The sequence below is a fragment of the Sphingobacterium sp. LZ11T8 genome, from assembly GCF_024261425.1.
GTDB lineage: Bacteria > Bacteroidota > Bacteroidia > Sphingobacteriales > Sphingobacteriaceae > Sphingobacterium.
The window spans coordinates 1,045,125-1,068,957 of record NZ_JANBZY010000001.1 but is presented as its reverse complement, the minus strand read 5'-3'; the positions used below and the strand labels follow the sequence as shown (position 1 = coordinate 1,068,957).

At 41.0% G+C, this 23,833-nt stretch carries 19 protein-coding genes; 10 read left to right on the top strand and 9 right to left on the bottom strand.

What is annotated here, in order from left to right:
* The first annotated feature begins 64 nt into the window (after positions 1–64).
* From NLF99_RS04605 to NLF99_RS04590, 4 genes are all read left to right on the top strand, one after another.
* Positions 65–931 (top strand): SdiA-regulated domain-containing protein, encoded by an 867-nt coding sequence (locus NLF99_RS04605; RefSeq protein ID WP_254526911.1) that lies wholly within the window; start codon positions 65–67, stop codon positions 929–931.
* Between the two features lie 2 nt (positions 932–933).
* Complete coding sequence (locus NLF99_RS04600; protein ID WP_254526910.1) at positions 934–2,001, top strand: metallophosphoesterase; 1,068 nt, start codon at positions 934–936, stop codon at positions 1,999–2,001.
* A 254-nt stretch (positions 2,002–2,255) separates the two neighbouring features.
* Positions 2,256–3,077 (top strand): class I SAM-dependent methyltransferase, encoded by an 822-nt coding sequence (locus tag NLF99_RS04595; RefSeq protein ID WP_254526909.1) that lies wholly within the window; start codon positions 2,256–2,258, stop codon positions 3,075–3,077.
* A gap of 97 nt (positions 3,078–3,174) precedes the next feature.
* Positions 3,175–5,457, top strand: coding sequence for a GH92 family glycosyl hydrolase (locus tag NLF99_RS04590; protein WP_254526908.1), 2,283 nt, complete (start codon positions 3,175–3,177; stop codon positions 5,455–5,457).
* On the opposite strand, the gene NLF99_RS04585 is transcribed toward NLF99_RS04590, so the two are convergent.
* Entirely contained in the window at positions 5,454–6,170 is a 717-nt protein-coding gene (locus tag NLF99_RS04585) for a DNA alkylation repair protein (RefSeq protein ID WP_254526907.1), read from the bottom strand. The genes NLF99_RS04590 and NLF99_RS04585 overlap by 4 nt on opposite strands.
* 223 nt (positions 6,171–6,393) lie before the next feature.
* On the opposite strand from NLF99_RS04585, the gene NLF99_RS04580 reads away from it, so the two are divergent.
* Both NLF99_RS04580 and NLF99_RS04575 read left to right on the top strand, forming a co-directional pair.
* Positions 6,394–7,611, top strand: coding sequence for an enolase C-terminal domain-like protein (locus NLF99_RS04580; protein WP_254526906.1), 1,218 nt, complete (start codon positions 6,394–6,396; stop codon positions 7,609–7,611).
* A 725-nt stretch (positions 7,612–8,336) separates the two neighbouring features.
* Complete coding sequence (locus NLF99_RS04575) at positions 8,337–8,591, top strand: TonB-dependent receptor plug domain-containing protein (RefSeq protein ID WP_308214527.1); 255 nt, start codon at positions 8,337–8,339, stop codon at positions 8,589–8,591.
* Positions 8,592–8,642: 51 nt separating this feature from the next.
* Here NLF99_RS04575 and NLF99_RS04570 read toward each other — a convergent pair whose 3' ends face one another.
* Entirely contained in the window at positions 8,643–9,440 is a 798-nt protein-coding gene (locus tag NLF99_RS04570; protein ID WP_254526905.1) for a DUF1080 domain-containing protein, read from the bottom strand.
* 236 nt (positions 9,441–9,676) lie between these two features.
* Here NLF99_RS04570 and NLF99_RS04565 point away from each other — a divergent pair, with 236 nt between their 5' ends.
* Complete coding sequence (locus tag NLF99_RS04565; RefSeq protein ID WP_254526904.1) at positions 9,677–10,609, top strand: GT-D fold domain-containing glycosyltransferase; 933 nt, start codon at positions 9,677–9,679, stop codon at positions 10,607–10,609.
* Positions 10,610–10,618: 9 nt separating this feature from the next.
* On the opposite strand, the gene NLF99_RS04560 is transcribed toward NLF99_RS04565, so the two are convergent.
* Positions 10,619–11,824 carry an exo-beta-N-acetylmuramidase NamZ domain-containing protein gene (locus NLF99_RS04560; RefSeq protein WP_254526903.1) on the bottom strand — a complete coding sequence of 402 codons (1,206 nt, stop codon included), beginning with the start codon at positions 11,822–11,824 and terminating at the stop codon, positions 10,619–10,621.
* A gap of 115 nt (positions 11,825–11,939) precedes the next feature.
* Here NLF99_RS04560 and NLF99_RS04555 point away from each other — a divergent pair, with 115 nt between their 5' ends.
* Entirely contained in the window at positions 11,940–13,151 is a 1,212-nt protein-coding gene (locus NLF99_RS04555) for a carboxypeptidase-like regulatory domain-containing protein (protein WP_254526902.1), read from the top strand.
* 7 nt (positions 13,152–13,158) lie between these two features.
* Here NLF99_RS04555 and NLF99_RS04550 read toward each other — a convergent pair whose 3' ends face one another.
* From NLF99_RS04550 to NLF99_RS04535, 4 genes are all read right to left on the bottom strand, one after another.
* Positions 13,159–13,524, bottom strand: a complete 366-nt coding sequence (locus NLF99_RS04550) for a nuclear transport factor 2 family protein (RefSeq protein WP_254526901.1) — start codon at positions 13,522–13,524, stop codon at positions 13,159–13,161.
* 153 nt (positions 13,525–13,677) lie between these two features.
* Complete coding sequence (locus NLF99_RS04545; protein ID WP_254526900.1) at positions 13,678–17,169, bottom strand: PVC-type heme-binding CxxCH protein; 3,492 nt, start codon at positions 17,167–17,169, stop codon at positions 13,678–13,680.
* A gap of 42 nt (positions 17,170–17,211) precedes the next feature.
* The gene (locus NLF99_RS04540; protein WP_254526899.1) at positions 17,212–18,348 is read right to left on the bottom strand and encodes a Gfo/Idh/MocA family oxidoreductase; all 1,137 of its coding nucleotides are present in this window, start codon (positions 18,346–18,348) and stop codon (positions 17,212–17,214) included.
* A gap of 17 nt (positions 18,349–18,365) precedes the next feature.
* On the bottom strand, positions 18,366–19,238 hold the full coding sequence (locus NLF99_RS04535) for a sugar phosphate isomerase/epimerase (protein ID WP_254526898.1): 873 nt from the start codon (positions 19,236–19,238) through the stop codon (positions 18,366–18,368).
* A 335-nt stretch (positions 19,239–19,573) separates the two neighbouring features.
* On the opposite strand from NLF99_RS04535, the gene NLF99_RS04530 reads away from it, so the two are divergent.
* Positions 19,574–20,458, top strand: coding sequence for an AraC family transcriptional regulator (locus NLF99_RS04530; RefSeq protein ID WP_254526897.1), 885 nt, complete (start codon positions 19,574–19,576; stop codon positions 20,456–20,458).
* 11 nt (positions 20,459–20,469) lie between these two features.
* Here NLF99_RS04530 and NLF99_RS04525 read toward each other — a convergent pair whose 3' ends face one another.
* On the bottom strand, positions 20,470–21,600 hold the full coding sequence (locus tag NLF99_RS04525; protein ID WP_254526896.1) for an endo-1,4-beta-xylanase: 1,131 nt from the start codon (positions 21,598–21,600) through the stop codon (positions 20,470–20,472).
* Positions 21,601–21,697: 97 nt separating this feature from the next.
* Complete coding sequence (locus tag NLF99_RS04520) at positions 21,698–22,192, bottom strand: hypothetical protein (protein ID WP_254526895.1); 495 nt, start codon at positions 22,190–22,192, stop codon at positions 21,698–21,700.
* Positions 22,193–22,706: 514 nt separating this feature from the next.
* Here NLF99_RS04520 and NLF99_RS04515 point away from each other — a divergent pair.
* Complete coding sequence (locus tag NLF99_RS04515) at positions 22,707–23,225, top strand: hypothetical protein (protein ID WP_254526894.1); 519 nt, start codon at positions 22,707–22,709, stop codon at positions 23,223–23,225.
* Positions 23,226–23,833: the final 608 nt, after the last annotated feature.

Genomic DNA, 23,833 nt, shown 5'->3' with positions numbered 1-23,833 from the left:
CCAGCTTTTTGAAATTTTCCGTAGCTTAATTTGCTGAAATGATCAAAATTCACTTGAAATAACAATGATATATAAAATATTACCATTTTTGCTATTGCTTTCTACCTTTATTTCCTGCCAGAACCAAACAGGACAGAACACAGATAATAAAGAAGAACAATCAGAATCCAGTTCAGCAGAGCTCTATGCAAAAAAGACCTATACCCTACCCACAGAATTAAATGAAATATCAGGCTTGACATTTCTTCCAAACAGCCAAGACATTGCTTATGTGCTGCAAGATGAAGAAGGAATTGTCTTCACCTACGACCTCAAAAACGGCAACATCAGTTCCCAATTTGAATTCGGTCCCGCAGGCGATTACGAGGAAATCACGACGGATGGAAATTATTTCTATGTGCTGGAAAGCAATGGCGATATCCATAGTTTCCCAGTCAGCATGGATGTTGACCAAGGAAAGGTCAGTACTTTCAGAGGTCAGTTAGAAAAAGGGGAATATGAGTCCATGGCTTATGACCAGAAGAACAACAGTCTTATTGTTTTCTGCAAATCCTGCAAAGCCGATAAAGGAAACGCAAGGCTAACAGGATATGTGCTAAACGTTCTGGACCAAGGTGACCTAAGCCTTAATAAACAGTTTAACATCGACCTGAACAGCATTGCGAACATTGACCCTAAAATAAAAGACTCCCTGAAACCTTCAGGTTTAAGCAAGCGAAACTCTTCGGATGAGTGGTTTCTCCTCTCCTCGGTTGACCGACTTATACTGATCTTCGATGAGAGCTTCCAAGCCAAGGAAGTTCATCACTTTAAAAAGAAACAGTTTGAACAACCTGAAGGCATCAGCTTCAACAATCAAGATCAAATGTTTATCAGCAGCGAAAAAGGAAAAGCAGACAATGCATTTATTTATCAGATCAACATGAAATAATCATGAGAAAAATACTTTTTATTGTCTTTCTGTTCTTTATCCAATTTGCTATCGCCCAGCAAGTTGAGCAACGATTGATCATTTTTGGGGATGCCGGAGAAATCAACAACAAACAGAGTTTTCTGATCAAGAATGCCAATGGACTTCAAATCCCAACCAAGACCAAGGCCTTTTTTATTGGGGACAATATCTACCCTACAGGGATGGCCCTCAGCGGCAAGAAAAAAGAAGAAACACAGGAAATCCTAAAATCACAATTTGAAGGCTTTAGGGAACTTCAGGTTCCCGTTTATTTCTTAGCTGGAAACCATGATTGGGATAGATCTGGAAAAGAAGGTCTGGAAAAAATTAAGGCCCAAGCTGATTTTCTGAATAATTATGGCGACCCTGGTCTAAAATACTTACCGGAAGCTGGAAAAATCGGTCCAACGGTACTTACGCTAAATCCCAAAACCATAGCCGTTTTATATGACAGTGAATTCTGGCTCTTTCCTCATCATAACCGTGATGTAACAGCGGAAAAAGATCAGTTCATTGCCGATATCAAGAAGATATTAAAGGAGAACAGGAACAAAACGGTCCTCATGATTTCGCATCACCCCATGGTATCCTTTGGTGACCATAGCTTAATATATAATTGGAAAGACCATATCTTCCCGTTAACTGATGTGAAGTCCTCTCTCTATATCCCTTTACCCGGTATTGGCTCTCTGTACCCCTTATTACGGACGCATGTAGTCAAATTTGCAGAAGACCTCAAACACCCTATCTATCAAGATTTGATCAAAAGGGTGACAGATGCCACTGCGGAACATCCAAAAGTGCTGTTTGTCGCAGGTCATGACCATGGTCTACAATATATCGAACAGGACAAAATTCGACAGGTGGTCAGTGGTTCTGGGTCGAAACAATCGGATATCCATCAAAGGGAACCCTTGAAATATGGCTATAATAAACAAGGTTTTTCGGTGATTGATTTGCTGGATAACGATAAGGTCAGGCTGACTTTTTATATCGATAGTCCTAAGGACTCCTTGATGAAGTCGTATGAGGTATTGGTTGAGTTTTAGATTAAAGAATGTTAACCATTAAAAACTCTCATCTAAGCCTTTAGACACACAGCCAAAGAACAACTCTTAAATTAAATTTTAATTCTTCAGAAGATACTCAGAACAAAGGTATTGCTTTTTACTAAATTTTATTTACTTTAGAATACAAATCTAGTTGCAATATGCCAGTATCCCCATTTCATCAGGACAGCTATAACAAACATGCGGACTGGTACAAAAACACCTTTCCATCTCCGGAAAAGAAACACGAAGTATTGAACAGGTTTATCAAATACAGTGGTAGTATTAATCATTGGTTACAGTCTATATTTTTTGACAGCCTAACACCCCTTCTTATTGATAAGGAAAAAATTTGGATGACTTTAGGCGACGCATATGGACATGACGCCGCTTTCTTGCTGAATAGCGGAGTGAAGCAAGTGATTGCGACAGACCTTTCGACTGACTTATTGGAAATATCTAAAAAGCTTGGTTTGATTACAGAATATAAATCAGAGAATGCAGAAAGTATATTGATGGAAGATAATAGCGTGGATTATATCCTTTGCAAGGAAAGTTATCATCATTTCCCAAGACCATATGCTGCCTTGTACGAAATGATCAGGGTAGCCAACCATGGTTTTATTGTAATTGAGCCCCAAGATCCTATTTCTAGAATGTCACCATTATTATTCATCACGAATATATTGGAAAAATTAAGCCCAGGCATGATCAATAAAATATGGAAAAACCGATTTTCATACGAACCTGTTGGCAATTATGTCTATAAAGTTTCTGAGCGAGAATTTGAAAAATATGCAGCAGCACTCAACCTCCCATGTATTGCTGTAAAACAGTTAAATCCTAATTTTTGGTTTCTTGGCTGCGAAAAAATACAAGCTAAGAATACAAATCATAAATTTATGGCTATCCAAATAAAAAAGATTTTCCGGGATATGTTGACCAAGTTTGGCTTGGCTCCTAGCCAAACCCTTTGTATCGCAGTTTTTAAAACCGCTCCTTCCCCCGAGTTGAGAAGAGCATTAAAGAAAGATGGGTATAAATTAACAGATATTCCTCATAACCCTTATTTGTGATGGAAAACTAGTGCCCCAACATTATTTCATTCCCATCAACATTCCCATTCCAAAAATGATTATTTTTAATCATCAAAAATCACCAATTATAAATCCCATGCAGCTTAAATCTTTTGTATCGCTCCTGACTTTTCTATTCCATGCAGCCTATCTCTTGGCTCAAAAACCAGATTTAGTAAAATACGTCAATACCTTACAAGGGACACATTCAGAATATGCCCTTTCTTATGGAAACACTTACCCGACCATAGGACTACCCTTTGCGGTACATTTCTTTTCTGCGCAGACCGGAAAAAATGGCGATGGCTGGAAGTATCAGTACCAAGCAGATAAAATCAGGGGCTTCCTGCAGGTGCATCAATGTTCACCCTGGATGAATGACTATGCGGTGTTTTCATTGATGCCGGGAATTGGGGAATTGACCGTCAATGAAGATCAGCGTGCGTTAAAATTTTCACATGCAAATGAGGTAGCCAAACCTCATTACTATTCTGTAAAATTTGACAACGGCATACAGACAGAAATCAGTCCGGTGGAACGGGGGGCACACATGCGCTTCAGTTTTCCAAAAAATGGAAAAGCAAACTTGGTGTTTGATGGTTATACCAAAGACTGTGAAATCAAGATCATACCAGAAGAAAGGAAAATAATTGGCTATGTAAACAATGGAAGGATAGTACCGGAAAACTTTAAGAGTTATTTTGTCCTTGAGTTCAATCAAGATTTTAAATCTTACGGCACTTGGGAAAACGAGAAAGGGACGATTAAAGCCAATAATAAGCAGGACCTAGGTAAAGGCGTAGGAGCGTTTTTGGAGTTTAAGCCGGGTTCCAAGGTAGAAGTCAAGATGGCGTCTTCTTATATCAGTCCGGACCAGGCAGAACTCAATTTAACACAGGAATTAGCTGACCATAAAAATTTAGAGGTAACCAAGAAAAAGGGATTTGAGATTTGGAATGAGCTTTTGAATCGGGTTTTGGTGGAAGGTGGTTCCGAGGAGGACAAGGCCACATTCTATTCCTGCCTGTTTCGGGCAAACTTATTCTCCAGGAAGTTCTATGAAATAGATGCCAAGGGCGATCCCTTTTATTACAGTCCTTATGACGGCAAAATCCACACTGGATACATGTATACGGACAATGGATTTTGGGATACCTTTAGGGCTCAATTTCCATTGAGCAACATTCTACATCAGCAAATGCAAGGAAGGTATATGCAATCTTTATTGGATGCCCAGCAGCAAGCAGGTTTTTACCCGACTTGGTCCAATCCGGGCATGTCCGGTGTCATGATTGGAAACCATGCCATCTCTTTACTGACCGACGCCTGGGTGAAAGGAATCCGGACCTTTGATCCTGATTCAGCTCTGAGAGCCTATTACCATGAAACCACCAACAAAGGATTTTATGGAGGATCAAACGGAAGAGAAGGCTGGAAAGAGTATTATACCCTAGGATATATTCCTTACGGTGACATCCATGAGAGCACTGCAAAAACATTGGAATATGCATACGATGATTTTTGTGCCTATCAATTGGCGAAGTTGACCGGTAACACCTTTTTCGAAAATGTGTTTGGAAGACAGATGTACAATTATCGAAATGTATTTGATCCTCAGGTCAATTTTGTCAGAGGGAGATTAGCGAATGGGGAATGGAGGCCAGATTTTGATCCTGTTGAATGGGGAGGTCCATTTACAGAGGCAAATGCTTGGCAATATACCTGGTCGGTCTTGCACAATATTGAGGATTTAATCGGCATGATAGGTGGCGAAGAGAGATTTAATGCCAAATTGGATTCCTTTTTCACGATGGATCAAAGCATAAAATACGGCAGCTATAAGCAGGAGATCCATGAAATGCGAGAAATGCTATTGGCCAAGATGGGGCAATATGCACATGGCAACCAACCTACCCAGCATGTCCCTTACCTTTACAACTTTAGTGGAGAGCCCTGGAAAGCACAAAAACAGGTGCGTATGGTTTGCAAGCAATTGTACAATGCCACGGAAAAAGGCTATCCAGGCGATGAAGATCAAGGACAGATGTCATCATGGTATGTCCTTAGTGCCTTAGGAATCTATAGTGTATGCCCAGGAACGGACCAATATGTGATCGGGAGCCCCGTATTTGAAAAGGCAACTATCAGTTTAGAGAATGGAAAAACTTTTGTTATCCAGGCAAAGAACAACAATCCAGAGAATGTCTATATTCAATCGGCCGAACTGAACGGCAAACCCTTGGACAGGAACTATATTACTTTTGATGACATCAATAAAGGCGGTGAAATGGTCTTTGAGATGAGCGGTACTCCAAATAAAAGCCGAGGAACCAGTAAAGAGGCAAGACCATTTTCATTGCAGCAACCGGTAAAGAATTAGTCTTTTTTCATGGCCGCAGCCTTAAGGTCATCCGGCATTTTCTCAATGGCATAGCGCAGGGCAGTCCTTGGCATCCTTGCCTTGTGCCTCATTACATAGTCGAAAACCTCTTTTTCATAGGCTTTGCTGGTTTCTTTCAACATCCAGCCATAGCCTTTCTGCACCATATCATCAGGATCCATCATGAGGATATCAGCAATCTGAAAAACATCAGCCAAGTAATAGCCTCTCTTACCAGGAACCACTAAACTAACCGCTGCGGCACGCTTGGTCCAGCGATTTTTGGACTTTGCCCAGGTCTTCAGCATTTTTACATTTTCTGGAAATTGAATCAGATTATAGCCAATGGTCGTACAGCAAAGCGTATCACAATCCGACCAATTGTTGACATATAGATTGACCCAGTTTTCATAGACCTTCATGTCTTCCGCCTCATAATGTTTACGAATGGATTTAGTGATGATACATGCAATATAGGCTTCTTCAAAGATCTTGGATTTCCAAAGTTCATCACATAAGGTAAAGATCTCCTGTTTTGGCTTCTTTTTGATATCCTGATAAACCTCCTTGCCTATCTTTCGAACAATTTCAATGGGCACGCCATAGCGCGTTGCACCTTCTCCTTCTTTAAAAAAACGAGCCATGGAGTCAGAAGTGGTTTTATCGACATTGTCCATTAGGGTTTGCCGGATATCAAGCAAAAGATCATTCATGGAGTCAAATTTAGAAAAATAGATAAAAGAAATTATTCAAAATACTTATGAAACCAGATGCTGAGGTCGATTTAGTTTGGCAGGTATGTCTGCCAGTCTAGGAAACTTGGATGAGCTACTGGAGGAATTGCAGAGCAAAAGACCTAACCTAAATCACTAATAACCAAACATAAGGAAATGTTTTTTGTTGTAATTTTGTATAATCAACTTACCACAAAAACCTATGAAAAGAAGAACCTTTATCAACTCCTTAGGTATTGGCTTTGCCTCTTCCCTACTCTTAAATTCCAATGGATATGGTAGTCCTTTGGCGGATCTATTCGAATTGGCAGCAGACGAAAGGGAACTTGCCGAACATAAAATAGATAGTATAGTATTTTCAAAAGTAAAACTAAACTATCCTAGACTGGTTGGAAAAAATGCCAGGCTAGACCTTCATGGCCATGGACCTGAGCTGGACATCTGTTGTTTAAGAACGGATCAAGGTGCAATGGGTTGGGCGTCCCTCCGAGGATCAAAAAAAGATGCCGAACAGTTGATCCCTGAGTTAGTTGGTAAAAAAATATCGGATCTCTTTACCCCAAAAGCTGGGACACTTTCTGAAAAACATATCGTTTTTGACATGGCCTTACATGATTTGGCAGGTGTCATCCTTCAAAAGCCAGTATATGCTCTATTAGGCAAAAAGGACCCCTTTATTACCAAGTATTATAGCGGCATGATCTATTTTGACGATCTAGAACCTAAGGATCAGCCCGCCGGAATTGATAAAATTCTGGAGGAGTGCCGATTTGATTACGGAGTGGGTTACAGACAGTTTAAATTAAAAATAGGTCGTGGTCATAAATGGATGCCGAAAGCCGATGGTATGCAAAGGGATATTGAAGTTACAAAGGCCGTTGCTACTGCATTTCCAGATTGTGAGATCTTGGTGGATGGAAACAATGGATTTACAAGTGATGAGTTTATCCAATATTTAAAAGGGATTGCTGGGATTAAGCTTTTCTGGATTGAAGAGCCTTTCCATGAAACAGTAGAAGACTATAAAAAGCTTCGGGAATTTGTCCAACAGGAAAAGTTGGACACTTTGTTGGCCGATGGTGAAGCGGATCCAGACCAAGTGTTCCTCAAGAAACTCTTTGAACAGAAGCTCTTGGACGTGCAATTAACTGATATCGAAGGTCTGGGCTTTACTAATTGGAGAAGGATGATGCCTGAACTGGTCAAGACCGGCACCCTCGCCTCTCCGCATGCTTGGGGCTCATTACTGAAAACGAATTATACGGCGCATTTGGCTGGTGGCCTGGGAAATACCGTCACTATTGAAGGAGTAACAAGCAGTTCAGACGATATGGACCTCACAGCCTACGCGGTAAAAGATGGAAAATTAATTCCGCCTGACCTACCGGGTTTTGGAATGCAGTTATTGAAGACCATATAGCATTTAGAAAGTGTTAGGTGTTCGGAAATTCTAAGATCTTTGGAGTAGACATCGATATCGATGTCTACATATGTTACTTAAGGCTAGAGTACTTGAATTTGTTTCTCCCATAGGTTACATTACGGTTTAGATTAAAAATAGTATTTAATATCATTATACCAAAGCAAGACAGATAAACAATCCTAAATCCGCCTAGTTCAAAATAACGCCTTAAAACACTAAATAAACCACAAGTCATTCATTTAACGCAATAAGAAAATTTAATTTATCCTAACAGGCTTAATTTAAATGTTTTCATTACGTTTTTTACTTTGTTGATATATTTAGCGGTAAAAATTACTATTAATTAAAAAATAAATTTGCAAGAATAAAATAGTGCTTCTATATTTGAATGTAACCAATGCAGAGCTGACCCATAATATTAGGAAACATTCATAATAATAAAGGCAAAGAAATAGGTTATAAAGGAGATAATCATCAGACCCGGTTAATTAAAGAATCAACCCAAATCTCCTACCGAATAAAAAAGAATCAAGTGAACAGAGTCCTAACAATTATTATTAACCATTTTCTCGTTGCTGATTTCCATTAACGATTTGCAAGGACAAAAAAACAAAAATAAGGGAGGCCATCCTACATACTGTTACCCAAGGGCCCATTGGTTCCGTAAAGGTGCAGGTGGTTGGAACAAACAATAAGACCAGTCGCTCAATCAATATCCCTTTATTATTGTAAGTTCTGTTCCCAATAATAGCATCGATGATGTAAATCCAAACGATGCAGAAAGTATAAGCGTATTAAGAGATGCAGCCTCTGCGGCCAAATATGGGTCAAGAGCAGCCGCAGGGGTCATCTCACTCAACAAAATAATAAAAAAACAGAATCTATTTGGCCTTAAAGTGTTCGCATTTTCCCTGTTTTTAATCGCACTATTGCTCTTTGCCTTAGTCTTTATCTCCAGTAAAGCTGACTTATGGTAGCTGCCATTGCAACCGTAGTATTATGCCTCGTGGGCATTCCGCTCTATGCTATTAAAAGGGCTTCGAAAGATCTTTGATATAAATATTCCTGAAATCTACCGGCTGTCCTTCACTCTGCAAAGCAATAAAACCACTGCTCAATAGTTTGCCGTCAATCTTAATTTTCGGATCATAACCATTTGCAGTACCACCCCCGATCTGCGGTTTAGAATATTGCAGCACAGTATCGCCTTCAATAATATGCTGGATCAGTGAGTCTCCATAAACGATCAATTCTCCTTTGACCCACTGGTGTTTATCATAGGTCTTAGACGTCGAATTCAAACAGTGTGATTCGGCAATCTTACCTTGGTAAACCACATTGGTCCCTGGAGAACACATATTACCCGTCGGTCTAGGTTTGCCGTCACCAAGTCCGGCAAGTAATTGCATTTCGACGGAAATAGGCCAATCCTGTTCTTTTAGCATCCCACGAGGATCTTGAGAATGGAACATTATGCCAGAGTTTAATAAGGTATATTCCGGTGCCCCACGTTGAAGTTCACCAGCAAACTTATATTCAAATTTCAGGTGATAATAGGAAAACGGGGTCTTATAATACAGGTGGCCAAACTGATCGTTGAAATCGCCGTATTGATCATACCTGATCTTGATGATACCATCTTCCACACGAAAGGTATTTCCAAAATTCTCACCTACCTCATGATGATGGATCTTGACAAACCAATCATCGATATCCTTCCCATTAAACAAGGGTTTCCAATCAGCATTTCCCTTTTGGGATAAATTGCTCTTACAGCCAGAAAACAATAAACATGCAAACAGAATAGGAATAACAACTTTTTTCATTTTGGTTTTAGGAATGATTTGCCTGCAATATACAGGATAATCCCTTGTGGATATAATAATTTAATAAACTTTCCCAGTCCTATATTTTCATGCAAAGTATTAGAATCGCCATGTTCGACATATAAACAAAAGATTAGATATCCATTTACAAATACAATAGTTTGGGCGTACTTATCCCTAATCCTGAATGTTTTATAGTACATTTACAGCATCACAGTAACCAAACTAATTATTAAATGAACATCCTTCATAAGCTATTGAACAAGATAGATTGGAAACTCAATGTTTCCAGGTCCAGCAAAGAACTTCAGAACAACAAACTGCAGGTACTGACCTTTGATGAAAGCCTTGACTATTTGATTGATTCCAAATGTTCATTATCCAGATTTGGGGATGGAGAATTTACCTTGATGCTGAATGGAGAGTTCCTGTGTCCAAGGAACGTCTCATTAAAACATCAGGAAGCAGACCCTAATCTCAAAAAGAGGTTGCTGGAAATTCTGAAGGATAGAAGGACCGATCAATACAATTTAAAAATTGCAGTTCCTCGAACCTTAGTAGACCTAGATAACAACAAGTTGACAGATTCTTCAATAGGGTTTTGGCAACATTATTTACACGAGTTATTCTACAAAATATCATCGTTTCTGAGGAAGGATTACACTTACCTCAATGCGCAGATCAGTAGGTTCTATCTTGATGACAGAAACAAGGATCAAGAGGACATTGAAAAAAGGATAACGCATTGGAAAAGACTTTGGGAAGATCAGGATTTATTAATAATCGAGGGCAAAGGCAGCAATCTAGGCAAGGGACAAGGCTTTTATGACAATGCTAAAAGCATAGAAAGGATTGAATGCCCGAATAGCAACAGCTTTAAGCATTATAATGAAATCTTATCGGCAGCAAAAAAATACGGATCCAATAAATTAATCATTCTCGCCCTAGGACCAACCTCGGCGGTATTAGGATACGACCTGGCAAAGGAAGGGTTCAGAGCACTTGACTTGGGCTATCTAGAACTGGAATACCACTTCTTTCTAACGAAGGCTACAGAAGATAGCTCAATAGCAGGCATTAAAATCGGGACTGTAGAGAGTATCCAAAACGATCCTTTCCCGGCTACTCAAGAGGATTACGAGGAAAGCGCTGTTGTTTTTAGGATCTAAAAAAGATCCCTATTCCTTATACAACAAGTACTTTTTGCGCATCTTCTTATATTTCTCAATACCGGGCTCCCAAGTTTTACGGATCTGGTCTTCCGTCATACCGGCACGGATCTGATCCTTAAAAACTGACACCCCAACGAGATAGTCGATATTACCGATCTGTGGATGAAACCTTTCAAAAAAGGCAGGTTTATCTGGGCTTTTAGCATAAAGCTCAATCATCCATTTCAGATTAATCTTCTTGGATTTGACCAACTCCTCGAAATCTGTCCCACGCAAGTCCAGACCATAGCAAACCTGGTCCTGATACAATGGATTTTCTGCACGTCCAGGCATAGAAACCGGCGTATAACTGAATTCATAGATTCCCTTGAACATTGGCGCACCTACAACGGTGAATGGAAAATCAGTACCACGTCCATGGTTTAGTGAAACCCCTTCAAAAAGGCAGGTTGTCGGATATAATAGAATACTCTCAGGAGTGTTGAGGTTCGGTGAAGGATTAACCGGCAACTTATACATTAGGCTGTGATTATAGTTGGCATTTTCAACGACTCTTAACTTACATTTCAGGCCATTACCCAACCAGCCCTCTCCATTTGCCATAAGTGCAAATTCGGCAACCGTAAGTCCATGAACTATGGGAATTGGAAACTGCCCGATTCCAGATTTGTTCTTCATATCCAAAATAGGCCCATCAATGAAGTATGCATTAGGGTTAGGTCGGTCCAGGATAAGCATTTCCTTTCCATTTTCTGCCGCTGCCTGCATCACATCCCGTAAGACATTTATGTTGGTATAGAAGCGGCAGCCCACATCCTGTATATCATAGAGCAGTACATCCACATCAGCAAGGTCCTCCTTTGAAGGCTTCTTCTTTTTCCCATAAAGCGAGATGATCTTGACCCCTGTATTCGGATCTACCTCATCGCCCACAGACGTTCCATTGCTGGCATTCCCCCGGAAGCCATGTTCTGGACCAAAGACCTTGACAATCTCTATCCCAGCATTCACGAGGCTATCCAATAGATGTTTATCCCCTATTATGGAAGTTTGATTGGCAATCAGGGCAACTCTTTTACCCTGTAGCTGTGGCATGTACTTTTCTGTGCGTTCAGCGCCGGTCCGAATGATATCATTGGAATAATGAACCTGCGCAATTAGGCAATTCACGGCTAATAGCAATGTCCATACTAGGAAAACTACCTTTTTCATAGAACTAAATATAGCATTTTATCAAAAGATTAAAGACCAACTAGCTGCAAATTAAAGCCCTAATGCTACTGAAATCTCTTCTTGCTTTTCAGTATATTTACGAAAATGTCGTAACATGATCCGATTCTACCTATTTCTTGCGTCTATTTTCTTTGCCCATCCCCTATTGGCCCAACATAGCATCCAAGGGAAAATCATCAATGCAGATGACCGCAGCCCTATGGCCGGTGCTTCAATCTATATCAATAATTCTTCATTGGGAACCAGCTCGAATAAGGAAGGACTGTTTACCCTCCATTCGCCGAACAGGAATGTTGAACTGGTGGTGAGCAATATGGGCTTTGAAAAAAGGGTCTTGGAAATACAGCTCCCCCTGCAGCACGAGCTGGTCATCGCGATCAAGGAAAAGTCCACAGCTATAGAAGAAGTGGTGGTTACCAATTACCTAAAAGATGGCTGGAAGGAATGGGGCGACTTTTTTATTGAGAATTTAATAGGACAAGGAGACTTTGCCGAGGAATGCAAAATCCTTAACCATGAGGTCGTAAAATTCCGATTTGACAAAAAGGCTAATGTCTTGACGGCAATCTGTACCGAGCCCCTTAAGATTCGTAATGATGCCCTGGGTTATGAGCTGACCTACGACCTAGGGGGATTTAGAATGGACTTTGCAAGCAGGATGTTTCTTTTCGAGGGTTATGCTTTTTTTAAGGATATAGGCAAGGGACGGTCTAAATATAAAAAGAACCGAAATGTGTCCTACCTATTGTCCTTGAACAGGTTTGTGCGGAGTACCTATAACAAACAATGGGAACAGGACGGTTATATCGTCAGGAAATTGGTTAAGGAAGACAATGCAGTTCGCCTGGAGGCCAGACAAAAATATAATGCCATATTAGACAGCGTTCAGAAGAAATATCGAGGAAACTGGAACCTATTCTATGTCTCTCAAAAGGACTACACGGAAGACAAGGTAAATACCATACGAAAGCAGATGACTCAACCTGAGAAAATCAGCTATTTGATGGGGATTATGCGTCCCACTGAAATTATCGCAGCAGAGGATAAAGAGAAGGGCCTCATGAAAATTAATTACGCTGATTACCTCTATATCATCTACCCTGCTGATTTTTCAAAATCCAAGAACAAGATCTTACAGAAAGCCGCCAGCGAGGTTTCCGAACTGTCCATCGTCGAGACCGATGGAATCATCATTGAGCCACAAGGCTCCTATTTTCCAACGGCTAACTGGATATTGAGCGGCTATGCCGTTGGCTATTCTAAACTAGCCTATATGTTGCCCTTGGATTATGTACCAAGTGATTAAGCTTAAATTATAGGGCAATTCCGCTTCCACCGATAACCTTTATTTCATCTTCGAATTCTTTCCAAAAACGGATATATCGAAACTGGGCTTCAAAAGGTTCTCCGGAATAACTTCCCATTAACCTCATTCTTAAGGTGATTATGGCAACGTCATCAATGATATTTAGGTTTTCAACATCTGGGCTGAGATCAATGATTTTAAGAACTCCAGAACGATAGGTTTCTAAATCCTTCTCTTTGCCAATAATCTCTCCGCTTGGGATAATAAACAGCAAATCCTTATGCAATAGCTTATCCAACATTTCGAGGTTGGCCGATTTCATGGCATCATAAAGTTGGTTTTCAAGGGTCAGGATATCTTGCTTTTTCATCATGGCATTCGATTTATGATCAGGTTATTTATTCCTATAGTAACGACAATTCAAACGTTTCATTATTCATATTAGCTACAACAAGGAACTATGTCAGCCTAAATCCAAAGACATTAAAAAAGGGGAATAAACCTTGAAGCTTATTCCCCTTTTCTATTATTTCGTCACTTTCATGACCCCGTTCATTATTCGCCAATGCCCTGGGAAAGTACAGGCAAATGGATAATCTCCCGGCTCCGAAGGCACTTTAATGTTCAATTCATAAGAACCTTCCGGATCAATCAAGGAGGTACTGAATAAGACATCAGGTGTATTTGGAATATACTGAAGCTCGGCTGCATTGCTTTGAGTGGCCAACTTATCAGCGGCCTGTCCAACACGGTCCAGACTACCCGGTTTCAGGATCAGTAGATTATGCTGCATATGGTCAGGGTTTTCAAAAATGATCTTCAGATTTGATCCCGCCTTCGCAGAAAAATTAGTGATATCATACTTCATTTCCCCAACGATAGCCTTAATTTTTAAGACCTTATCCGCCTCTACGGTACTGCCTTCAGCCACTACCGTTTTGTTCATAGCCACCAATCGCCCATCCTCTAGGTTTCCATTAAAGTCAAAATCCTTAGCAAAATCTCCTGGGCTATCATTTGGCCCTTGTTCAGCATCCTTGGATGCACTGGCTTTCCCAACCAATAGGAAACCATCTTGTTTTTCAGGGAATAGACCTAATGTCTTGCCTTCTGCTACCTTCGCATCATCAATGAACACTAGCATCTTGCCATCAGACAATAAGGAAGTCCTCAGCTTAAATGTAGGTTTTGTTAGTACCTCAGATTGAATGACAGCTTTATTTCCTTTTTGGTTGACCCTAAATTCCAGTCTACCATCTTTGAAAGAAACTGCAAATCCATCCTTCTTGTTGCCATAGGAAAGCAAGGCTCCATTTAGGGGCTTCTTATCTTTCTGACTTACTGTACCCACAAAATGGATCTCCCTATTCATCAGATCAGGAATTTGCCTTGGCCCAATCACTCCGTTCCTTGCCGTATTCAGCGCAAGGACGTTCATGTTATTTCCGGCAATGATCCTTTCTGCTAAGGAACCATTGGCGTTTGAAAAGTCAGGGTGTCCAAACTTCGTATGATATTCATGCATAAAATCTTTCTGGTGAATACCACCGGCAATCATCAAGGCATGGAATAACCATTTGTCTTTTTCATTTTCAGGGTTCTGTACCGCATCAAAGATCACCTTAGCAACTTTTGGACTTGGCGGCGCTTCAGATAAAGCCAATATGGCCGCTAAGCGAACTCTCAAGTCCTTATCCTGCACGACACCTGCGGAAATCAACTCATCGATCACCTTCGCGTTTTTAGGCAAGGTCTGAATAGCTGCCCTTCTCACCCCTGCGGCTGGGTGCTTAAGAGCCTTAAGAACCGCATCAAAGCTGGCGTTCTCCCCATCAGACAGTAAACCCAAACCATGCAAAGTCCAGATTGCGTGAATGGCACCCCCATTGATGTTGACCTCATCCACCGACTTATCACTGATCAGTTTGTTAAGGTCATTGGCAACAGACTTATCCGCGCCTTCGACCAATAGACGTTGAGCGGTCGTACGCCAGAACATATTATCGCTCGTCAATGCGTCGACTAATTCACGTCCTTTCTTGCCATCCAATTTAAACTTCCTTTGCTTGGCCGCATCTTCATGCACCAACCGGTAAATACGACCTTTAGAACTATCCCTCAATGGGTCTATATAGGCATTTCCAGGTCCGTTGTCAAAGCCTTGAGGAGTTGGATTATGTTGGATGATAAAGTTATACCAGTCCAAGAACCACAACGCACCATCAGGACCTACTTTGGCCTCCACAGGTCCAAACCAGTTATCAGAACTAGCGACCATGTTCCAGCCATCGTCCTTTTCCTTGAATCCAGATCCCGAAGGTTCCAAGATATGTTTATGGATCAGGCGTCCGGTCGGTTCAGCAATAAAAGCTACCCTATTCCAATATTCTTGAGGAAAGGCACGTGCCGTATAGAGATTATGGCCAGCTGCAGCGGTAAATCCGCCAAATACATCCACCTGGCGCAGTTCTTTAGTTAATTCATGTATTTTGTAGTGAGCATCAATCTTCTCGATCCCCCGCTCATTCAGGTTAGCTTTTTCATAGTAGCGAGCAGGAATAGCCATAAAGTTACTGTGCTCGTTATTGGCCGTGGACAGGAATACATCAAAATCCTCCGAGAATCCCAATCCCCAAGTGTTATTGGTCGTGGTCCCAAGGAATTCAAAATCTTGAGCTTTTGGATTAAAACGATATGCTCCCGAGCCAAATTTATAAGGTTTGCCCGCAATATTACCTTCAAATCCAGAATAACCAACGGTTCCCCAGATTTTGTTATCCATTCCATATTTCAGGTTAGATGGACCAGCATGCGTATCAAAGGTTCCCCAACCATCAATCAATACCTTGCGAACATCTGCTTTGCCATCACCATCGGTATCTTTTAAGAACAGAAAGTGAGGGGCCTGAGCGACGATAATCCCGCCATCAGAAAACACAAAAGAAGTCGGGATATTAAGGCCTTCAGCAAATACAGTGAACTTATCCGCCTTGCCATCATTATCCGTATCCTCACAGATGGTGATTCGATCATCACCTTCCCCTTTGTCATTTCTTACGGTATTCGGATAGTCGACCGTCTCTATCACCCATAGCCTTCCCTGTTCATCCCAGTCCATTGCAATCGGCTTTTTAATGTCCGGTTCACTGGCAAACAGCTCCAGGCGAAACCCTACAGGCACCTGTATCAGGGTCTGCGATTGTTCCGGCGTTAATGGGTGCTGATAGCGCGGTGCCGGATCTTTGCGTTCATAATTAGGCATGCGCGCTTCCTCATATTGAGGCTTCGCAATCTCATACTTCTTCATGCGCTCCACAGCCTTATCACCGACAGCCCAAAGGATACCGTTCTTTATCAATTGTAAAAATCCAGGGTTACGGAAAGTTCGCTCATCATGGCCAAATGCCGTATAGAACACCCGGCCCTTACCATGCTCTTTTACCCAGGTATAAGGCTCTCTATGCGTGCTATCCACACGTTCCATCAACACTTCGATATCTTTAGCCAATAGATGATGCACATAGGTTTCATCCCATTCGGTGACAAATGGCGAAAGACCTTTCATCACCGGATGGTCAGGCTTGATGATCTCAGCACCAAAAGAACCACCTCCATGGCTCTTGAATTGGCCACCGATCAAGGCAACGACATCATCCGAGTTCCTAAAGCAGTAGGATGCAGAGTGGATATTAATATAGCCTTTACCGGAGGCTACATAATCCAACAAGGCCTTCTCCTGCGCCGGACTGATCGTATCATGGTTCGCATATAAGATCAAACCATCGTATTTCTTGAGATCTGGACGCGTCAAATCGTCGGGATCGATGGAATAGGTAATATTTATTCCATCAGCGAAATACTCTTTTGACAAGATGTCGGCCAATAGTTCCGAGTCATGGTGTTTACTATCATGCCCCAGAAAAAACAGTTCCAGTCTTCTAGGTTTGTTATCATCGGCACATCCCAGTACCGACAGAACAACACAGAACAGAACGCAAAATTTTAAAATCTTATTCATCTTAATATTATTGAGATAAAGGTTCCTCAGGAAGCAAAACCATTAATTGGTTTCCCAAGTAAAATCAGGTAAAGGAATGATCTCTCCACCTTTCAGGGCAGACTCATGCGCCAAAATACCCACACAGGTTATATTTGCAGATTGCCTAGCATTCGGAAATGGCTGTCTGCCCTCTACCAATGCACTGATAAATTCATGTACTAAATGCGGATGCGAACCCCCATGCCCACTTCCTTGCAGGAAAGAAAGGTGTTGGTTTTCGCCTTCATCATAAACTCCGGCCCTTGTAAAATGCTGAATCGGTTCCGGTAGCAAATGAGCATAATCTGGACAGTCCACTTCTTCAGGAATTTCAGGCTCCGGACGTTTGGCCACATGCAAGACCAATGGCTTGCCTTCAATCAATGGCCATTCCACGGACTGCTTGGATCCATATACCTCAAAGCTCTCGCGGTATTGCCTAGCCGTATCAAATAGCGACCGGTACACTTGAGCACTTAGGTCAGAGTTCCTGAATTTTATATGTGCAGATTCAATGGCAAATGGAGAATTGTAATGCCCAACCAGATCCTCGCGGATGGTACCAGAGCCAAAGCAGGACACATACTCCGCTTCATTACGCGTTAAGCCTAAAACCGGCCCTACACAGTGCGTAGCATAATGCATCGGCGGCAGACCCGGCCAATAGTTCGGCCAACCATCCATATCCTGCTGATGGCTCGCTTTAAGGAATTGGATCTTGCCCAGCTCACCCTTCTCGTATAGTTCCTTCATAAATAGGAATTCACGCGCATACAGCACGGTTTCCATCATCATATAGGTTAGACCAGTTTCCTCCACCGCTTCCACGATCTGTCTACATTCATCAACTGTAGTAGCCATCGGAACTGTACAGGCCACGTGCTTGCCGGCACGCAATGCCTTGATCGATTGCTCCGCATGGTTTGGAATAGGTGTGTTGATATGTACGGCATCAATATTTTCATCTTTCAGCAGCTCATCATAATCGGTATAGCGCTTTTCTATCGAAAAGGCATCTCCAATTTCGTTCAGGCTCGCTTCATTACGTTGACAGATAGCATATAGGTTTGCATGAGGGTGCTGTTGGTAAATAGGAATAAACTCCGCTCCAAATCCTAACCCGATAATAGCTACATTAATTTTTTCTTTCTTCATCATTTCGTTCATTGATTATGTTAGTCTAATTTATTGGCCGCCCATTTCTGCAAAAACGCATGCCCATCACGCGCAAATGCATCTTGATCCTCGGCTAGATTGCGCCAAATGCAAACTGCCGCTGCCAACTCTTTATTTTCTGGTGTAAAACTTTCAATCGATACGGCACCCTTATAGCCGATTGCCAAAAGTGCCTCATAGAAGGCGCCCCAACTGGCATTTCCTGTGCCCGGAGTACCACGATAATTCTCCGATACCTGCACATGGATCAACTTATCTCCAGCTTTTCGGATTGCCAATCCTGGATCCGGTTCCTCGATGTTCATATGGAACATATCCAGACAGATCTTGGCCGCAGGGTGATTGAGGTCATGGATCAATCGCAAAACATCATCTACATTATTGATCAGATCCGACTCAAAGCGATTTAAAGGTTCCAATCCTAATTCCAAACCTCTGGAAGCCGCCATCTCACAGACCTTCCCTAAATTATCAACCGCCCTGTTCCATTCAATTTGGCGCTGTGCATCCGGAACCATCCGAGCTTTGCCCACTGCAGAATACATAGGACCAGCGAAAAAACTGGCTCCCAATTCATTGGAAATATTTAGGCAATCCTCGATATACTGAAGACCGGTCTTTTGCAAGGACTCATCATCACTGGTCAAATCCCTAGTCGGTCCAAACGCACCGCATACCAGTGCTTGCAAACCATTCCTTTCAAGCTCCTTAGCAATCTTTTGGGTATCGATCAACAAAGGGTCTTCCACCGCTATCTCCACAACTTCGTATCCCAAGCTTGCTATTTTCTCAAACAGGCCAGCAGCATCCTCCGTACGGAAAGGAGAAGTCCATAGCCAGGTGCTAATGCCTAATTTTACAGGTAATTGCATATAATTATTTTAATAAATTGATGATTCTTAAAGGTTTATAGGCCATACACTTTAGCATTGTCCCTGATCAAATGAAATAGAGCTTGCCCATAACATTATTCAAGGTTGGTTTAAAATGGTTAATCCTAGAACCCTAAATTAAGATTCATGAAGAATTTTACATACCTATTAAATACCCAATGATGACTGTATTTTACCACAGTTTACAGACAAACAGCAGAACATTGGACAACAATCAGACATTTACCCGCTGCAAACCTTGCGAATTGCCCCTTAAACCCTTACTTTTGATATGAGCCCCATCAGACCTGGGGACGACCATTTATATTCCATCCATGGATATCAACTTCAAAAAAACCGCCGTCCAGAAAACAAGGATACCTTCCTCGCGCATATTCTTTGTGCGAAAGCTTTCCGACAAACATTTTGATACCACTTGGCATGCCCATTCCGAGTATCAACTTTTCCTTGTCGTAGAGGGTTCCGGAACCAGGTTTATCGGCAATACCATGAAATCCTTTGTAAAAGGGGACCTTTCTTTTATTGGACCCAATATCCCCCACCTATGGCGAAGTGATGATATTTACTTTGATCCCCAATCCAAAAAAAGCAGCGAAGGCTTGGTCATTTATATCAATGGTTCAGAATTAGAGAAATTCACTGAAAAAGAGGAGTTTAATCAATTAAAGGTCCTGTTGGAAAAAGTGAGACATGGCATGGAGATTCAGGGTGCCACTGCCATGGAAATCATCGCATTGATGCATGAACTCCTCAACCTGCATGGCATGGAAAGCATCATTCATCTTTTCAAGATCTTGAATGTACTGGCTAAGGGGAAGGATTATGCGCTTTTGCACTATGATGAATTCCAGTATCAGTCCAAAGATGTGGAAACAAACCGCATCAATATCGTCTATAATTATGCCCTGAACCATTTCAGGAATAAAATAACCTTGGAAGAAGTAGCCGCTCTGCTCAATATGAAACCCACTTCCTTTTGCCGTTATTTTACAGCCAAGACTTCCAAGACCTTTTCCTATTTTATCACCGAGCTGCGCATTAAGCATGCCTGCAAGCTCCTATCCGTTGCCGAATCCAAGAGCGTTGCCCAGATATGCTATGATTCAGGATTTAATACCCTGTCCAATTTCAATAAACAATTCAAGACTTTTATCGGAATGACCCCCATGGAGTATAGATTGAAGTTTATGATGCTTTAAAATACCGTTGGTTAATCCTTAGCCATCTCAACTAATTCCCTTACAAAAGGCTTTGCCTGATAGTTTCGGTCAAACAGCAATGGATAGTCTGTCCTTCCTCTCACTGGCCAATTATTTTTCCAGGAATCAGCATCCGTTACCCCCCACAAAGTAACACGGTCAATTTTATCACGATGCTTTAAAAACAGTGCAAAAAAATCCTTATAGCGATTGGCCAATTTACTTTCCACTGCTGCTGACAATCCCTCCGCATAAGGGTTTAGGACTTGATCATATTGGTAATTGGTACTGACTTCCGCCCCTTGTGAAGGACCTGGCATCGGCAACACAGAGATATCAAGCTCCGTAATCATTACTTGTACCCCTAAACTGGAAAACGCCAAGATGCTCGCTTCAAAGTCAGCAAGGGAGGGGTAATCTAGGCTTAAATGCCCTTGCATACCTATTCCATTCATTCGAACCCCATTATCCTTGAGTTTGCGGACCATGCTAACCACAGCTTCCCTTTTCCCTTTTTGGGACATGGAAAAATCATTGTAATACAGTTCTGCATCCGGATCTGCCTCATGTGCAAATTGAAAGGCCAAATTAATAAAATCTTCCCCAATGATCTGATAAAACTTGCTTTGCCGCCAGTCCCCATTATCCAGTATGGCCTCATTGACTACATCCCAGCCCTTTATCCTGCCCTTGTACCTCGATACTACGGTTTGTATATGCTTGCGCATCCGTTCGATCAATATTTCCCTAGAAACCTCTTTGCCATCCTTGCCAATAAAGAACCAATCTGGAGCTTGGGAATGCCAGATCAAGGTGTGCCCAATAAGTTGCATACGGTACTTCTCACCCAGTTCAACAAATCGGTCAGCATCCTTAAAATTAAATTCCCCTTCCTTAGGCTGAAGGTACATCGCCTTCATACAGTTCTCCGCCGTAATGGAATTGAATTGTGCTTTAATCAAGGCAGCAGCCTTTTCATCCCGCTCATAGATCTGCCTCAGGTTTAATGCAGCCCCAATCTCAAACTTCCCAGAAAAAGCCTCCTTTAAGGACAATTCCTTTGGTCCTTTTTGCGCCCATGAATGATTAGCAAGGAAAAGAAGCGTAATGACAAGAAGTAAAACAGACCTAGGCTTGTTCATAGATGGATTCGTATTAGGTGATTTTGTAATGGCTTAGGTTAAATATAGACAATCCATTTGAAACAGGATGACAGGATAATATCCTGACCCATTGAAATTATGTAGCAGCACTCAGATAGGATATATAATAATTCATGCAATGCAACATGGTCATTAGCAGTAAATCTCTATTCCTTAATTGATCAAAGCTTGCAGACGTTTCTATATCATAGTTAAAGTTGAGGGTTAGCCATTTGAAATCTGTACTCGCTACCGATAATTCTTGATCAGACTCGTCTATTAGAATAAACTTACTATTAATAAAACCTTGCAACTTTAACAGATACTGCCTTTCTTGATTATCAAAATAGGTCTTGATCACGATTCCCTTCCAACCCATCTTAAAGTCCAATAAGGTCTGAGATCCATCAATTAATTCAACTTTCGAATCCCAAAAACCTTTTGTGATAAGCTGATAATTCTTGCCATCAGACATAATTAAATCAGCATCAAAGGAATACCATTTCTTGATTAGCAATTCGCCTATTTCTTGGTTTTCAAGAGTCACCTTAAAATTGCGGGAATTTGTAGAGTTTGCCTTGTAGAGTGCCATGGGTGTTGGATGAGTGTTTATAGATTACTATAAACAATTTACAAATTTACCCCAAATTCAAGAAATCTGAATGTTCTTATGTTTTCAGTAATTGATTAAAGGTGCTAATAAGGTAATCAATGATTACTTGGCGTAAATCGTACTGAATAGGGCTACTATGTCTTTAGCAAGCAACATGCGAATTCGAGCTACGTTTATAATCAGAATCGCTATTTTTACAATGGAAAAAACTCCAAGAGGGGTTACAAGAGGACCACATGCGTTTGGTGGTACCTATATTCAAGAAGGAAAGTATTCTTATGCAATTAGGTTATATGACCAAGAGGTCGGACGTTCTAATTGTTAGCCTCTTAGTATTTTTTATTGAATGGACGGGGCAGGAAACGCAGACCCTTCGTGAAGAATCATAAAGTCTAGTACAAATCAGAGGCTTTATTTTAACAGCAAACGTGTTTCTAATTATAAGAGATAGGGCAGAAAAATTTCACCTTTCACATAATAAAAAGTATTGAATATGATTAAAACGTTTCTTTTTGTAATACTGGTAGTGTTCTTTAATTTTTATACAACATTCGGACAGACCAGTGTTATCTCTAAGGTCTCTTCAAAAATCACAGAGAAACAATTGAGAAAAAAAATAATAGAGAAAAAAAATGGCATATCTTTTTATGAGAATATTCGTAACAAGGTTATTGCTAAGGATAGCTTGAATTTTATCGGCTCATGCGATACCATTTTTTTTCTTGAAACATACGCCATAGAAACTGGTATTTCCTACGGTAGGATTTGGAGTAGCAGAAAGGCTATTTCATATGAGTACTTTAAGGATGAGTTAACTTTTAGGGAAATCTCTTTTTTTGATGTTGAGACATTAAAGTTAGTACAAACATGGGATATCAATAGCATACGTAAGTACGAGTCTAAATATTCTACAATGATATCCCCACTTACTATTTACGCATCAAGAGTTATATTGAATAAAGGGAAGATCGGTGTCGAATGTGTAAAATTTGACGAGATTTTTATACGTTAATATTACAATAAACTGAATCGATAAACTATTTGGCCAAATCTTTTACTGGATTGGGCTTTTTTTATTACGCATAAGCTTATCCAGGCTTGCATTGTTGATATTGGAAAGGAAAAGAAAAAGCTGGTTGAAACGCGAGCATGGAAAGCATGAGATCCTTAATTTTAAATTCCTTTTCCTTTCACTTTGGTGCTTACGTTTGCCATAATCATTTCAGCACCAAGCAAACCTTTGTGCCGTATTTGTGACGGTTTTCCGTGAAGTTCAACAATAAACTATGAAAACACACCGTTTTAAGGGTTTACAAAACGGGAAAAGAGGAAGTTCCAAACCGCCCTAAGAAAAGCAAAAAAGCCGTTTTACGCAAAGTAAAAACGGCTTTTTTGAAAGTGACCCCGCTGAGGCTCGAACTCAGGACCCACAGATTAAGAGTCTAAAGGTCTACGATCGACAACAAGGTTAAAATTGTTCATTTCCTGCTTGCTAGAGCAATATATGAACATTTTTCCAATATTCAAAAATAAGGGCTGTGACGTATTTGTGACGGTTTTATATCTTACCACAGTTGCAATTCTCCTCCCCCCATACTTCGTCTGGCACTCATAATCTAA

What these genes read in the sequence shown, in the direction of transcription:
- NLF99_RS04550 (WP_254526901.1), bottom strand. Translation starts at nt 13,524, where the DNA reads ATGATGAAAAAGCAAGATATCCTGACCCTTGAAAACCAACTTTATGAT.
- NLF99_RS04525 (WP_254526896.1), bottom strand. Translation starts at nt 21,600, where the DNA reads ATGAACAAGCCTAGGTCTGTTTTACTTCTTGTCATTACGCTTCTTTTC.
- NLF99_RS04605 (WP_254526911.1), top strand. Translation starts at nt 65, where the DNA reads ATGATATATAAAATATTACCATTTTTGCTATTGCTTTCTACCTTTATT.
- NLF99_RS04540 (WP_254526899.1), bottom strand. Translation starts at nt 18,348, where the DNA reads ATGATGAAGAAAGAAAAAATTAATGTAGCTATTATCGGGTTAGGATTT.
- NLF99_RS04585 (WP_254526907.1), bottom strand. Translation starts at nt 6,170, where the DNA reads ATGAATGATCTTTTGCTTGATATCCGGCAAACCCTAATGGACAATGTC.
- NLF99_RS04555 (WP_254526902.1), top strand. Translation starts at nt 11,940, where the DNA reads ATGATCCGATTCTACCTATTTCTTGCGTCTATTTTCTTTGCCCATCCC.
- NLF99_RS04545 (WP_254526900.1), bottom strand. Translation starts at nt 17,169, where the DNA reads ATGAATAAGATTTTAAAATTTTGCGTTCTGTTCTGTGTTGTTCTGTCG.
- NLF99_RS04530 (WP_254526897.1), top strand. Translation starts at nt 19,574, where the DNA reads ATGGATATCAACTTCAAAAAAACCGCCGTCCAGAAAACAAGGATACCT.
- NLF99_RS04570 (WP_254526905.1), bottom strand. Translation starts at nt 9,440, where the DNA reads ATGAAAAAAGTTGTTATTCCTATTCTGTTTGCATGTTTATTGTTTTCT.
- NLF99_RS04560 (WP_254526903.1), bottom strand. Translation starts at nt 11,824, where the DNA reads ATGAAAAAGGTAGTTTTCCTAGTATGGACATTGCTATTAGCCGTGAAT.
- NLF99_RS04590 (WP_254526908.1), top strand. Translation starts at nt 3,175, where the DNA reads ATGCAGCTTAAATCTTTTGTATCGCTCCTGACTTTTCTATTCCATGCA.
- NLF99_RS04600 (WP_254526910.1), top strand. Translation starts at nt 934, where the DNA reads ATGAGAAAAATACTTTTTATTGTCTTTCTGTTCTTTATCCAATTTGCT.
- NLF99_RS04515 (WP_254526894.1), top strand. Translation starts at nt 22,707, where the DNA reads ATGATTAAAACGTTTCTTTTTGTAATACTGGTAGTGTTCTTTAATTTT.
- NLF99_RS04535 (WP_254526898.1), bottom strand. Translation starts at nt 19,238, where the DNA reads ATGCAATTACCTGTAAAATTAGGCATTAGCACCTGGCTATGGACTTCT.
- NLF99_RS04520 (WP_254526895.1), bottom strand. Translation starts at nt 22,192, where the DNA reads ATGGCACTCTACAAGGCAAACTCTACAAATTCCCGCAATTTTAAGGTG.
- NLF99_RS04580 (WP_254526906.1), top strand. Translation starts at nt 6,394, where the DNA reads ATGAAAAGAAGAACCTTTATCAACTCCTTAGGTATTGGCTTTGCCTCT.
- NLF99_RS04565 (WP_254526904.1), top strand. Translation starts at nt 9,677, where the DNA reads ATGAACATCCTTCATAAGCTATTGAACAAGATAGATTGGAAACTCAAT.